Raw genomic sequence first — 13,514 nt, 5'->3', positions numbered from 1 at the left:
GGTGCCCGCACCCCGGCCGAATTGCGGGCGGCCCTCGCGGGCCGGGGCGGACGCTCGCCGGCCGAGATCAACCGCACCGCCGAACTCCTGCTCGCCCAGCGGGAGATCACCGCGACCCTGGACGAACTCGCGGCCCTCGGCAGCCAGGCCCGCTACCACTCCGTCGACTTCCGCGAACCGGACGCGGCGCTCCAGGCGGTCAAGGAGATCCACGCCGAACACGGCCGCCTCGACGGTGTCGTCTACGCGGCCGGGGTCATCGAGGACCGGCTCATCGCCGAGAAGACCACCGAGTCCTTCCAGCGGGTCTACGGCACGAAGACGCACGGCGCCGAGACACTGCTGTCGGCGCTGGAGGAGCTGCCCAACGGCCCTGCTTTCGCCGTCCTGTTCGGCTCCATCTCGGCCGTGCTCGGCAACCGCGGGCAGGTCGACTACGCGGCGGCCAACGACGCCCTGGAAAGCCTCGGTACGACCTGGTCCGCGCGTACCGGGCACCGGGCGCTGACCGTGCACTGGGGTCCGTGGGCGCCCACCGGCGGTCACCACGGCATGGTCACACCGGAGTTGGGACGCGAGTACGCGCGGCGCGGTATCTCGCTGATCGATCCCGAGGAGGGCACCGCGGCCCTGCTGCGCGAGCTCGCCTTCGGCGACGAGTCGGCCGGAGCCGTCGTCTACACCGCTTCGGGCTGGTGACATGACCGACCGTCAAGTGCCGGTCGCCATCGTGGGAATGGCGGTGCTGTTGCCCGGCGCCGCCGACCTCGACGCGTACTGGCGGAATCTGCTCGCAGGCACCGATGCCATCAGCGAAGTGCCGGAGGGGCGCTGGGACGCGGACTACTACCGGCCGGACTCCGCGAGCGGTCCGGCCGTGGCCGACCAGGTGTACTGCCGGCGCGGCGGGTTCGTCGACTCGCTGGCCGAGGTGGAGGTCACCCGGTTCGGCATCATGCCGAACTCGGTGCCCGGCACCGAACCCGACCAGCTCATCGCCCTCCATGTGGCCGCCGCCGCCCTCGCCGACGCGGGCGGGGAGTCCCGGCTGCCCGACCGGCATCGCGTCGGCGTGGTGCTCGGCCGGGGCGGCTATCTCACCCCCGGCCTGGTCCGCCTCGACCAGCGGGTCCGTACGGCGGGCCAACTCGTCCGCACGCTGGGCGAGTTGCTGCCCGACCTGGACGCCGGTCAACTCGACCGGATCCGCACGGCGTTCACCGACCGGCTCGGCCCCGACAGTCCCGAGTCGGTCATCGGCCTGGTGCCGAACCTCGCGGCGTCCCGGGTCGCCAACCGCCTCGACCTGCGCGGCCCGGCGTACACGGTGGACGCGGCCTGCGCGTCCTCGCTGATCGCCGTCGACCAGGCGGTGACCGAACTCGCCGCCGGGCGCTGTGACTTGATGCTCGCCGGGGGCGTCCACCACTGCCACGACATCACGCTGTGGAGCGTGTTCTCCCAGCTGCGCGCCCTCTCCCCGAGCCAGCGGATCCGCCCCTTCCACCGGGACGCCGACGGCATCCTGATCGGCGAGGGCACGGGGGTCGTCGTCCTCAAGCGCCTCGCCGACGCCGAACGCGACGGCGACCGGATCTACGCCGTCATCCGGGGCACCGGTGTGTCCAGCGACGGCCGTGCCGCGAGTCTCGTCAACCCGGACTCGACGGGCCAGACCCACGCCGTACGACAGGCCTGGGAGGCGGCGGGGCTGGATCCGGCGCTGCCCGGTTCGATCGGCCTGCTGGAGGCGCACGGCACGGCGACGCCCGCCGGTGACGGGGCCGAACTGGCCACGCTGGCCGAGGTGTTCGGACCAGACGGTGATGCGGTCATCGGCTCCGTGAAGTCGATGATCGGTCACACGATGCCCGCCGCCGGAGTGGCCGGTCTGGTCAAGGCCGCCCTCGCCGTCCACCACGGGACGCTGCTGCCGACCCTGCACTGCGACGACCCGCATCCGGCGCTCGCGGCCACCCGGTTCCGTCCGCTGGAGAAGGCGGCGCCCTGGGAGACGACGCCGGAACAGCCGGTGCGGCGGGCGGCGGTGAACGCGTTCGGGTTCGGCGGCATCAACGCGCATGTCGTGCTGGAGGAGGCGCCGGGGGCGCGCGCGTCACGTTCGGCGACGGTGGTCGTCGACGAGCCGGAACGCGTGCTGACGCTCGCCGCCGACAGCCCCGAGGCGCTCGCCGCACTGCTGGACGCGGACGACTCCGCGCTGCTGGCCACAGCCACAGCGACAACCACTCCCCTGTCCGGCCGCTCCCGGCTCGGCATCGTCGCCCCGGACGCCAAGCGGCTGGCGCTGGCCCGCAGGGCGGTCGCCAAAGGGCGGGCGTGGCAGGGCCGCAGCGATGTGTGGTTCACGCCGAGCCCACTGATCGGGCCCGGCGCGGGCAGGCTGGCGTTCGTCTTCCCGGGCCTGGAGGGCGACTTCGCGCCCCGGGTCGAGGACGTCGCCGCGCACTTCGGACTGCGCGAGAACAGGTCCTCAACTCCCGCACAGGTGGGGGATGTCGGCCGCCACGGCTTCGATGTGGTCGGTGTCGGGCGGCTGTTGGACGCCGCGCTGCGCCGGATGGGTGTCGTGCCGGACGCGGTCGCCGGGCACAGTGTCGGCGAGTGGACGGCGATGACGGCCGCCGGGGTGTATTCGCCGGACGAGGTGAGCGACTTCATGGAGTCGTTCGACCCGGACTCGGTGACGGTGCCGGGGCTGGCCTTCGGCGCGATCGGGGCCCCTGCCGAGCGCGTGCTGTCGGCCCTCGCCGCCGAGTGGCCGGACTCCGGGATCGTCCTCTCCCACGACAACGCGCCGGGCCAGTCGATGGTGTGCGGGCCGGACCAAGCGGTGGACGCGTTCGTGCGGTCCTTCCGTGCGCAGGGTGTCCTGAGCCAGGTGCTGCCGTTCCAATCCGGCTTCCACACACCGATGTTGCGGCCCTACCTCGCGCCGATCGAGGAGGCCACGAACCGCTTCCGGCTGCATTCGCCGACGGTCCCCCTGTGGTCGGGGACGACCGCCTCGCCGTATCCCTCGGAGGAGAAGGCGGTCCGCGAGCTCTTCATCCGGCATCTGCTGGAGCCCGTGCGTTTCCGGCAGCTAGTCGAGGCCATGTACGCCGCGGGTCATCGCGCGTTCGTCCAGGTCGGCACCGGCCAACTCGGTTCCCTCGTCGACGCCACGCTCAGCGGACGCGACCACCTGGTCGTCGCCGCCAACTCGCCCCACCGCTCCGGTCTCGCCCAACTCCGGCGGGTGGCGGTGGCGTTGTGGGCGGCGGGCGCAACAGTGGATCCGTTGACACTGGCCCCGCAGAAACCGGCTCGCCGACAGGAACGGTCTCCGGTACGGCTCGACCTGAACGGGGCACTCGTCTCGCTCGACGCCCCGAGCCTGGTGAAACTGCGGGCGGAACTGCGCGCCCCCCTCCCGAACACCACGGCGTCCTCCCCCTTGGACGCGCTCACCGACCGCTTCCCGGCAGCCGCCGAACTGCACGCGCTGATGCGGGAAACCGCCGACACGGCCGCCCAACTCCTCGGCGCGGGCAGCCGCCGGGCCGTGGCGACCATCCCCGCTCCACCCCGGCAGCCACCCGCTCCGCCCCGGGAATGGCAGACAACGGTCCATGTCTCCCCCGAGTCCATGCCCTATCTCATGGACCACTGCTTCTTCCCGCAGCGTCCCAACTGGCCCGATGTGGCGGACCGTTGGCCGGTGGTCCCGGCCACCACGATCGTGCAGCACATCATCGAAGCGGCCGAGCGGACCGCGCCTGGCATGCGGGCGGTCGCTGTACACGACGCGCGGTTCGACCGCTGGCTGACGGCGACGCCGTCGGTCGACGTACCGGTGCGAGTGGTCACCGAGGCCCCGGGCCGCCTCGCCGTCTCCTTCGGCCCGCACGCCCGCGGTGTGGTCGAACTGGCCCCGGTCCACGCCCCGTCGCCCCCGCCCCACCGCCGCCTGGACCCGACCACCGAACGCGTCCCCGACCACACCGCGTCCCATCTCTACGACGAGCGCTGGATGTTCCACGGCCCGGCGTTCCAGGGCGTCACCGAGCTCACCGCGATCGGCGACCGCCATGTACGCGGCGTGATCACCACACCGCCCGCCCCGGGCTCCCTGCTCGACAACGTGGGCCAGATCCTGGGCTACTGGATCATGGCGACCCGCACCGAACGCACCGTCGTCTTCCCGGTCGGCATGCGCGAGATGCGCTTCTACGGCCCCCATCCGCGCCCCGGGACGGAGGTGGAGTGCCTGGTGCGGATCACCTCGCTCACCGACACCGCGCTCGAAGCCGACGTACAGCTCACGGTCGACGGAGAGGTGTGGGCGGAGCTGACCGGCTGGCAGGACCGGCGCTTCGACAACGACCCGCAGACCAAACCGGTGGAGCGCTTCCCCGAGCGCAACACGCTCTCCGAGGCCCGCCCCGGCGGCCGGACCCTGCTGAACGAGCGCTGGCCCGACCTCGCCTCCCGCGACCTCATCATGCGCAACTCCCTGAGCAGCGTGGAGCGTTCGCAGTACGCGGAGCATCCGCCGCGCGGTCGCCGGCAGTGGCTGCTGGGCCGGATCGCGTTGAAGGACGCGGTACGGCAGTGGCTGTGGAGCCAGGGCGAGGGGCCCGTCTTCCCGGCCGAGATCCGGGTCCACAACGACGAATCGGGCCGCCCGTACGTCACCGGCCTGCACGGCCGCACCCTGCCCCCGCTGGACGTCTCGCTGGCCCACGCCGCCGAGGCCGCCGTCGCGATCGTACGACCGCATGTTCCCGGGCCCGGCCCCGGAATCGACATCGAGGAGGTCGTCGAACGCGACCCCGCCACCCTCGCCACCGCTCTCGGCGAGGAGGAACTCGCGCTCCTGCGCGCCGAGTCGGCCGCGTCCGGCGAGTCGGAGGCGCTGTGGTTCACCCGCTTCTGGGCGGCGAAGGAGGCGGTCGCCAAGGCGGAGGGCACCGGCTTCGGTGGCCGGCCGCGCGACTTCGCCGTCTTCCAAGTGGTCTCCGGATCACGGCTGTTGGTGTCCGGGCGGCTGGAACGCGCCTACGCCGTGCACTGCGAGCCGGCCGGCAATCCCCCCAATCTGCCGGACAGGACCTATGTCGTGGCCTGGACGACGGGACCCGCGCACGAAGAGGAGTACGACCGATGACCCCCACCACCGAGGACACCGTCCTCGCCGACCTCACCGGCATGCTGACCGCCCTCCTGGAGGACGAGTACGGCGTCGACGACGCCGAGATCACCATGACGACGACCTTCAACCGCGACCTGGAGCTGGAGAGCATCGACCTGGTGACCCTGGCCGGGCTGCTCCAGGAGCACTACGGCACGAAGGTCAACTTCGCCGAGTTCCTGGCCGGGATGGAGTTCGACGAGATCATCGAACTCACCGTCGGCCGGCTCGTCGAGTACGTCGTGCAGAGCCTCAAGGCAGCCGAGGCGGGCTGAGCCATGGCGATGGTCGACACCGGTCAACTCCGGCTGCACGTACAGCGAATGAGCCCGCCCGAGGGCCGCCGCCCCACGGCGACGGCGGTGCTCGTGCACGGTCTGCTCACCGACAGCCTGGCCAGCTACTACTTCACCATCGCCCCGCCGTTCGCGCTGGCCGGCATCGACGTCGTCATGTACGACCTGCGCGGGCACGGCCGCAGCGGACGTCCGGCGACCGGCTACACCCTGGACGACAACATCGACGACCTGGAGGCGCTGCTCGACCGCCTGGAGGTGACCGGCCCGGTCCATCTGGTCGGCAACTCCTACGGTGGGACAGTCGCGTTCGGCTACGCGGCCCGCCATCCGGAGCGGGCCGCCAGTGTCTCCCTCATCGAGTCGGAACCGGCGACCGACGCCTGGGCGCCGAAGCTCCGCGGCATCCTGGACCGTGTGCTGCACGAGCTGGCGCACAACGAGGACGACGCGATCGCCTGGATCAGCGCGAACCGCGGCCACAACACCGCCCGCCTCGCGAGGGGCGCGGCCCGGCTGGCCCGGGAGACCTCCCTCTCCCAGGACATCCCGGCCAGCGGGGTTTTGACGGAGGATCAGATCCGGGCGGTGCGCTGCCCGGTGCTCGGCGTCTACGGCGGCGACTCGGATCTCGCTCTGCTCGCCCCCTGGCTGGAGTCCGTGCTGCCGGACTGCCGGACCGTCGTCGTCCCCGGCCACGAGCACTCGGTGCTGGTGGAGGCGGCGGGCACGGTCGGCGGGCACATCCTCTCCCTGATCCAAGAGGCGAACGCGCCCACGGCGGGCGTCCGGTGAGCCGGTTCCTCTTCGTCGTACCGCCGCTCGTCGGCCACATCAACCCGGCGACGGGCGTGGCGGCCGAACTCGCCGCGCGTGGCCACGAGTTGGCGTGGGTCTGCGCCGACCCCGCGCTCGTGCGACGGCTCGCGGGAGAGTCGGCGCGGGTGTTCCCGTGCGCCGGACCGGTGCCGGGCACGGGCGAGGGCGTACGGCCGCCGGACATCCGTGGCCCCGAGGCGCTGAAGTTCCTGTGGGAGGCCTTCCTCGCGCCGCTGGCCGAACAGATGGCGCCCGGAGTCACCGCCGCCGTCGAGGAGTTCCGTCCCGACGCGATCGTCGCCGACCAACAGGCCCTGGCCGGCGGCCTGGTGGCGGAACGCCTCGGAGTGCCGTGGGCAACCTCGGCCACCACCTCGGCCGAGTTCACCGACGTCTTCGCGGGCATGCCCAAAGTCGCCCTCTGGCTCGACGAGTTGCTGCACCGGCTCCGCACCGGCCTCGGCGATCCGTCCGGCACCGCCGACCCGCGCTTCTCACCGCATCTCGTCCTCGCGTTCAGCACCCCGGAGCTCGTCGGCCCCGAGGCGCGGCAGGGTGAGCAGATCCGCTGGGTCGGCCCGTCGATCGCGCCCCGCCCGGCCGCGCCGGACTTCCCCTGGGACTGGCTGGACCCGGCCCGCTCCCTGGTCCTGGTCAGTCTCGGCACCGCCAACACCGATGTGGGCGCCCGTTTCCTCACCGAGTGCGTGACGGCCCTGCGGGCCCGAACGGACCGTGTGCAGGCGGTGATCGCGGATCCGGGCGGCGCGCTGGGGCCGTCCGACGGCCAGGACAAGGACCTCCTGGTCCTCCCCTCGATCCCTCAACTCCCGCTGCTGGAAAGGGCGGACGCGGTGGTCTCGCACGCCGGGCACAACACGGTGTGCGAGGCGCTGTGGCACGGCGTCCCCCTCGTCGTGGCGCCCATCCGCGACGACCAGCCGGTGATCGCCGGGCAGGTCACCGGCGCGGGTGCGGGCATCCGGGTCCGCTTCGGCCGGGTCACCGCACCGAAGCTGGGCGCGGCGATCGACGCCGTACTCCACGAACCCGACTTCCGCGCCGCGGCCGGCCGTATCCGGACGGCGTTCCGCGCGGCCGGAGGCAGCCGCGCGGCGGCCACCCATCTGGAACTGCTGGCCACCGGCGCGTCCCCGAAGGAGACCCCGTGAGCAACGAGGACGACCCCAAGCCGCCGAGCCGCAACGACCAGGTGGCAGCCCTACGGCCCACCTACCAGGCCGACTTGGCCGAGGGCCTGGACCGCTTCTTCGAGCCCAGGCGCGAGACCTGCCCCTGGTGCGACTCGTCCCGTCTGCGGACCCGGTTGCGCACGAGGGACCTGATCCAGCACAAGCCGGGCACGTTCGTCCTGGACCGTTGCGAGGACTGCCGGCACACGTTCCAGAATCCCCGACTGAGCCCGGCGGGGCTGGAGTTCTACTACCGGGACTTCTACGACGGCCTGGGCGAGAAGCAGTTGGGCAACACGTTCGCGGCCCGCACCAAGATGTACGAGCAGCGTGCGCAGTCACTGCTTCCGCACGCACCGACTCCCAAGAACTGGCTGGACGTCGGCACCGGTCACGGCCACTTCTGCGAGTCGGCCCGCACCGTGTACCCCGGCACCACCTTCGACGGCCTCGACTTCACGGACGGCGCCGAACTCGCCGAGCAGGCGGGGCGGGTGGAGCGCGGCTACCGCGGCAGCTTCCCGGAGCTGGCCCCGAATCTCGCGGGCCACTACGACGTCGTCAGCATGTTCCACTACCTGGAGCACAGCACGGAGCCCGAGCGCGAACTGGCGGCGGCACACCAGGCCGTGCGTCCCGGTGGCCACCTGCTGATCGAGGTGCCGGACCCGGACAGCCGATACTCCCGCCTGCTGGGCCGCTGGTGGCTGCCGTGGCTCCAGCCCCAGCACCTGCACTTCATCCCGGTCCAGAACCTGCGCGCCCGCCTCACGGACCTCGGCTTCACGGTCGTCGCGGAACAGCACGCGGAGCCGCACGACCCGGTCGACCTCCTCGCCGGCACCTGGCTGGCCCTGGACACGGCTGCCCCCCGCGACAACCTCCCGTGGCTGCCGAAACCCCCGACCGGCCTGGCCCGCACGCTCCGCGCGGCGGTCCTGATCGCGGGGATCCCGGCACTGGTCCTGGGCACGCTCCTGGACCGGTTCGTGGTGAAGCGGCTGTCGCACCGGCTGGGGGTGTCCAACGCCTATCGGCTGGTGGCGCGGCGCGACTGAGCCGTCTCCTATGCAGTCAGGCTCTCCAGCGCGCGGGCGACCTCGTCCGCCGTGATGCCGTCGGCCCGGTTGTCGAAGACCAGCCGGCGGCCGTCGCTCCAGCGGCACTCGTTGGCCTCGGCCGCCTTCCAGAACGTGTCCCAGTCGGCAAGCTTGGACAGGTCCCGGGCACAGCCGCGGACGCGCACGCGCTCGCGGGCCGTGTCCGAGTCGACCTGGACCTGCACGACGGAGGGCCCGACGGTGCTCCGCACGGACCGACTACCGGCTGGCCCCCATTGAATGATGCATTCACCGCGCCTAGCATCACCCGGTGATTCCAACAATTCCGGTCTGACTCCCGACGAGTACAGCGCAGGTGACGACGAGCGGTCGCGGCCCGGTTCCGGGGGCTCCGGCCGCTCGTCCTCGCCGGTACGACGGTTCAGCTCGCGGTACGGCGGATCCGCCCCTCGTACCGCTTCTCCAGCTCCAGGTTGCCCTCGAAGCCGCCCGGCACATTGGCCGAGACGTACACGGGCGGCCGGTCCCCCGAGGCGAGGAGCTGGGCCGCCGCCTCCGCGACCGTCAGCTGGACGAGCATCGCGCCGGTGAGTGTGGACAGGGCGCAAACGGCACCCCCGCCCGGGAGTTCGAGGAGCGCGTCGCCGCGCGGGGCCGCGTTGTCGAGGACGACGTCCGCGAGGTCGACGAGCTTTTTGCCGCTGGGGTGACCGGCGGGTACGGCGTGGGTGTGGGCGAGCGAGGTAATGGCGAGGAGGCGGTGGCCGCGCTCCTTCACCCGCAGGGCCATTTCCACGATCACCTTGTTGACACCGGAGTTGGAGATGATGACGAACAGGTCCTGCGGGCGGGGTTCGGCCAAGTCGTAGAGCCGGTCGGCGACTCCGGCCTGCCGCTCCAGCAGCGGATCGTCGAGAACGCTCGGGGCGTCGCCGCCGTAGAGGACCAGGTCGGCGATGCTCAGGCGGTTGGTGGGCACCAAACCCCCGGCTCTGCCCGCGAGTTCGAGGACCATGGCCTGGGAGTGGCCGGTGCCGAAGGCCTGGATGACGCCGTCCGTGCGGACGCAGTCCGCGATCAGTTCGGCGGCGCGGGACACGGTCTCGCGGCTGGATTCGGTGATGTGCTGGAGAACGGCCAGGCTCTCGCGCGCGAAGATCTCGGCGCTCACGGACTCGGCGGACACGCGACACTCCCCACCGGTGGATCAAACCACCTGTTCTTTCCCGATCAATGAATCAATAAATCACACACGGTCCTGGTATTCAATCGATGGCCTCTGGGGTGGCTGATACCTTCTCCACATGCCCCCGACAGACGTCACCACCCTCATCCGTACGGAGCTGCCCCGGCTGGCCGGCTCATTGAGGAAGGTCGGCGAGCTGATCCTGGAGGATCCGGCCGCCGTCACCCACTGCTCGGCCGCCGAGCTGGGCCGCCGCACCGGCACCTCGCAGGCGACGGTGACCCGGTTCTGCCGCGCGGTGGGCCTCGACTCGTACCAGCATCTGCTGATCGAACTGGCCCAGGAGCGCGGGCGCGGCGAGGTGTCCGACTGGGGCACCGCAGAGATCGGCCCGGACATCTCCCCGGACGACGATCTGGAGCGGGTCGTGCAGGTCGTGGGCAGCGCGGACCTGCGCGCGGTGCAGCAGACCATCGACCGTATCGACCTCGACGCGGTGGAGCGCGCGGCCACCGCCGCGGCCCGCGCCCGGCGCATCGACGTCTACGGCATCGGCGGCAGTGGGGCGGTCGCCCAGGAGACCGAGACCCGGCTGTTCCGCATCGGCTGCGCGGTGCGCGGCTGGACCGAGGTGCACGCCGCCGCCACCTCCGCGGCCCTGCTCACCCCGGCGGACGTGGCCATCGGCATCTCCCACTCCGGTTCGACCCGCGAGACCATCGAACCGTTCGAGCTGGCCAAGGAACGCGGCGCCACCACCGTCGCCCTCACCTCCGACCCGCGCTCCCCGCTCGCCCGCGCCGCCGACATCCGGCTCATCTCCTCGTCCTCGGCGACCAGTTTCCCCACCGGCATCATCGGCGCCCGCCACTCCGTGCTGGTCCTCATCGACTGCCTCTACGTCCGTATCGCGCAGCTCTCCTACCAGCGCGCGAGCGCCTCGCTGGCCCTGACCGACCACATCGCCGGGGAGCACACGGTGAAGGCCCGCAGGGGCCGGTGATCTGAACCCGGACCGGTCGCGATCTCGGCCGAGTCTGCATGGATGAACCACCGAAGTTACGCGCAGATGGTTGTTTGAATCATCTTCGCGGTGTCAGGATGGGCGCTCCGCCGAGCCTCTGGTAGGAGACCCATGCGCGTCACCGCTGCTCTGTCGACCGAGCTGTTCGTCGGCACCGCCGAGCATCCGCTCCAGGTGGTGACCGCCGAACTCGCCCATGTCCCCGGCCGGACGGTCCGCCTCACGGTCGAGGGCCCCGATCTGCACGGCAGCGCGGAGACGATCGTGGGCGAGGACGGCACCGCGCACGCCGAGATACCCGTGACCTCAGACCTCGCGCCCGGCGAGCGGTGCGCGATCGAGGTGACGGCGGCCGACGGCGGCCAACTGGCCACGTACAGCTCCGAGTTCACGGCCGCCGAACCCGGCTGGACCATGTTCATGGTCAGCCACTTCCACTACGACCCCGTCTGGTGGAACACCCAGGGCGCCTACACCGAGACCTGGGACGTCGCCGACGACCCGGCCACGACCGGCCTCCCGGCCCGCACCTTCGACTCCCGCGGCCAGTCCGGCATGAGCCTCGTCCGCGCCCACTGCGACCTGGCCCGCCGCGACCCGGCGTACACCTTCGTGCTGGCCGAGGTCGACTACCTCAAGCCGTACTGGGACGCCTTCCCCGAGGAACGCGGCTTCCTCCGCGAACTGATCCGCACCGGCCGGGTCGAGATCATGGGCGGCACGTACAACGAGCCGAACACCAACCTCACCGGCGCCGAGGCGACCGTGCGCAACGCCCTGTACGGGGACGGCTTCCAGCGCGGCATCCTCGGCGCGAGTCCCGAAACCGCCTGGCAGCTCGACGCGTTCGGGCACGACCCGCAGTTCCCCGGGCTCATGGCGGACGCGGGAGTGTCCTCCAGTTCGTGGGCGCGCGGGCCGTTCCACCAGTGGGGGCCGACGCTGTCCGTGTTCGGCGAGGAGCCGCGCGATCCCCAACGCATGCAGTTCCCGGCCGAGTTCAGCTGGATCGCCCCCTCCGGGCGCGGACTGCTCACCGCCTACATGGTCAACCACTACGGCGCCGGCTGGGCCATCGACAACGCGCCCACGCTCCCCGAGGCCGAAGCGGCGGCGTTGAAACTGTTCCGGGGCCTGAAGAAGGTCGCGCTCACCCGCAATGTGCTGCTCCCGGTCGGCGGTGACTACGCGCCGCCGTGCCGCTGGGTGATGGACATCCACCGCGACTGGAACGCCCGTTACGTCTGGCCGCGCTTCGTCAGCGGAATCCCCCGCGACTTCTTCGCCGCCGTCCGCGCCGAGTTGGACCAGGAGGGCCGCAAGGCCTCCCCGCAGACCCGGGACATGAACCCGGTCTACACCGGCAAGGACGTCTCCTACATCGACACCAAGCAGGCCCAGCGCCACGGCGAGACCCTCCTCGCCGACGCCGAGGCCTGGGCGACCCTTGCCTCGCTCGTCGCCCAACACCCTTATCCGGACGCCGCGTTGGACAAGGCCTGGCGGCAGCTGATCTACGGCGCCCACCACGACGCGATCACCGGCTCGGAGTCGGACCAGGTGTATATCGACCTGATGACCGGCTGGCGCGAGCTGTACGACCTGGCGGAGACGGTGCACGCCGACGCGACGGACGCGATAGCCGCCAGGGTCGCCCAACTACCGGGTGCCGGGGCCGACTTGGTGGTGTTCAACGCGGCGACCTGGGAGCGCCGGGACGTGCTGACCGTCGACGACCCCGGCCTGGTCCCGCTCGACGACACCGGCCTGCCACTCCCCGCCGTACGCGAGGGCGACCAACTCCGCCTCGTCGTACCGGAAGTGCCCGGCATGGGCCTGAAGGCCCTCCCGCTCGCCGAGGGTTCGATACCCGGGTGGTCGCCCGGCGAAGGCCTCACCATCCGCAACGAGTTCTACGAGGTGACGGTCGACCCCGCACGAGGCGGCGTCGTCAGCAGCCTGCGCGAACTCGCCGATGGCGGACGGGAGTTGCTGCGCGCCGGTGACATCGGCAACGAACTCGTCGTACAGGAGGAGTACGCGCGGCACCCGCGCTTCGGCGAGGGCCCCTGGCATCTCACCCCGACCGGAACCACCGCCGCCCGCAGCCGGGACGTCACCGCCGACATCGATGTCCAGCACTCCCCAGCCGGTTCACGGATCACCGTCAGCGCCGACCTCGGACTGTTCCGGTACACGCAGCGGCTGACCCTGTGGACCGGCGTGCCGCGCCTCGAAGTGACGACCACGATCGACGGCTACGACGGCGCCGACCGGCTGATCCGGGTGCGCTGGCCGTCCGACGTGACCGGCGGACTGCCGGTGCACGAGGTGGCGGACGCGGTGATCGGGCGCGGATTCGGGTTCGTGGAGGTGGACAGCGAGGAGTTCCCGTGGACGCTCGACAATCCGGCGAACACCTGGTTCGGGCTCGGCTCCACCGCGCGGGTCGCGGTGCACGACGAGTCGGGCCGGCTGCTCGGCCACCGGTCGATCGGTGTCGCCGAACTCGTCTACGCCGACTGGGACGAGGCCGGTGAACTCGGTGCCCCGCTCGCCGCTGCGCTGGTCCGCGTCGGGGTCACCGCGACCTCGACGATCGCCGGCGGCCCGCGCTACGGCGATCTCGAAGTCGACTCCAATCTCCCGGACTTCCGGATCGCGGTGGGCGCGCCCGAGCGCAACTCGGTGGTCGCCGAGGCCCTGGGCTGGGATCCGGCCGCCGGACGCGAGCTGCG

General features: G+C 71.7%; 9 protein-coding genes and 1 pseudogene. 8 read left to right on the top strand and 2 right to left on the bottom strand.

Translation table 11 applies throughout. The annotated features are described in order from the left end of the window. The 6 genes from R6V09_RS30350 to R6V09_RS30325 form a co-directional block, all read left to right on the top strand. Positions 1–699, top strand: a 699-nt coding sequence (locus R6V09_RS30350) for an SDR family oxidoreductase (RefSeq protein ID WP_317884648.1), incomplete at its 5' end; no start/stop codon positions are given. A gap of 1 nt (position 700) precedes the next feature. Beyond that, entirely contained in the window at positions 701–5,173 is a 4,473-nt protein-coding gene (locus tag R6V09_RS30345) for a beta-ketoacyl synthase N-terminal-like domain-containing protein (RefSeq protein ID WP_317884647.1), read from the top strand. Next, complete coding sequence (locus tag R6V09_RS30340) at positions 5,170–5,472, top strand: acyl carrier protein (protein ID WP_317884646.1); 303 nt, start codon at positions 5,170–5,172, stop codon at positions 5,470–5,472. Before R6V09_RS30345 ends, R6V09_RS30340 begins: the two co-directional genes overlap by 4 nt. A gap of 3 nt (positions 5,473–5,475) precedes the next feature. Then, positions 5,476–6,288: an alpha/beta fold hydrolase gene (locus tag R6V09_RS30335; protein WP_317884645.1), complete on the top strand. Its 813-nt coding sequence runs from the start codon at positions 5,476–5,478 to the stop codon at positions 6,286–6,288. Then, the gene (locus R6V09_RS30330; protein ID WP_317884644.1) at positions 6,285–7,484 is read left to right on the top strand and encodes a glycosyltransferase; all 1,200 of its coding nucleotides are present in this window, start codon (positions 6,285–6,287) and stop codon (positions 7,482–7,484) included. Before R6V09_RS30335 ends, R6V09_RS30330 begins: the two co-directional genes overlap by 4 nt. Next, positions 7,481–8,563 carry a class I SAM-dependent methyltransferase gene (locus R6V09_RS30325; RefSeq protein WP_317884643.1) on the top strand — a complete coding sequence of 361 codons (1,083 nt, stop codon included), beginning with the start codon at positions 7,481–7,483 and terminating at the stop codon, positions 8,561–8,563. Before R6V09_RS30330 ends, R6V09_RS30325 begins: the two co-directional genes overlap by 4 nt. Before the next feature lie 8 nt (positions 8,564–8,571). Here R6V09_RS30325 and R6V09_RS30320 read toward each other — a convergent pair whose 3' ends face one another. Both R6V09_RS30320 and R6V09_RS30315 read right to left on the bottom strand, forming a co-directional pair. After that, positions 8,572–8,817 carry a hypothetical protein gene (locus R6V09_RS30320; RefSeq protein WP_317884642.1) on the bottom strand — a complete coding sequence of 82 codons (246 nt, stop codon included), beginning with the start codon at positions 8,815–8,817 and terminating at the stop codon, positions 8,572–8,574. Positions 8,818–8,987: 170 nt separating this feature from the next. Beyond that, on the bottom strand, positions 8,988–9,752 hold the full coding sequence (locus R6V09_RS30315; RefSeq protein ID WP_317884641.1) for an SIS domain-containing protein: 765 nt from the start codon (positions 9,750–9,752) through the stop codon (positions 8,988–8,990). A 118-nt stretch (positions 9,753–9,870) separates the two neighbouring features. Between R6V09_RS30315 and R6V09_RS30310 the strand changes: the two genes are divergently transcribed. Further along, a complete protein-coding gene (locus R6V09_RS30310; RefSeq protein ID WP_019071388.1) occupies positions 9,871–10,755 on the top strand; it encodes a MurR/RpiR family transcriptional regulator in 885 nt (294 codons plus the stop codon). Positions 10,756–10,887: 132 nt separating this feature from the next. Beyond that, positions 10,888–13,514 (top strand): annotated as a pseudogene (locus R6V09_RS30305) (NEW3 domain-containing protein); the annotation flags it as partial.

The sequence above is a fragment of the Streptomyces sp. W16 genome (genome assembly GCF_033194735.1).
Lineage (GTDB): Bacteria > Actinomycetota > Actinomycetes > Streptomycetales > Streptomycetaceae > Streptomyces.
Note: the sequence above shows the minus strand (reverse complement) of the source record. Positions and strands in the feature narration are given on the sequence as shown.

Coding starts and splice junctions, on each gene's coding strand:
- R6V09_RS30310 (WP_019071388.1), top strand. CDS start 9,871: ATGCCCCCGACAGACGTCACCACCCTCATCCGTACGGAGCTGCCCCGG.
- R6V09_RS30335 (WP_317884645.1), top strand. CDS start 5,476: ATGGCGATGGTCGACACCGGTCAACTCCGGCTGCACGTACAGCGAATG.
- R6V09_RS30345 (WP_317884647.1), top strand. CDS start 701: ATGACCGACCGTCAAGTGCCGGTCGCCATCGTGGGAATGGCGGTGCTG.
- R6V09_RS30340 (WP_317884646.1), top strand. CDS start 5,170: ATGACCCCCACCACCGAGGACACCGTCCTCGCCGACCTCACCGGCATG.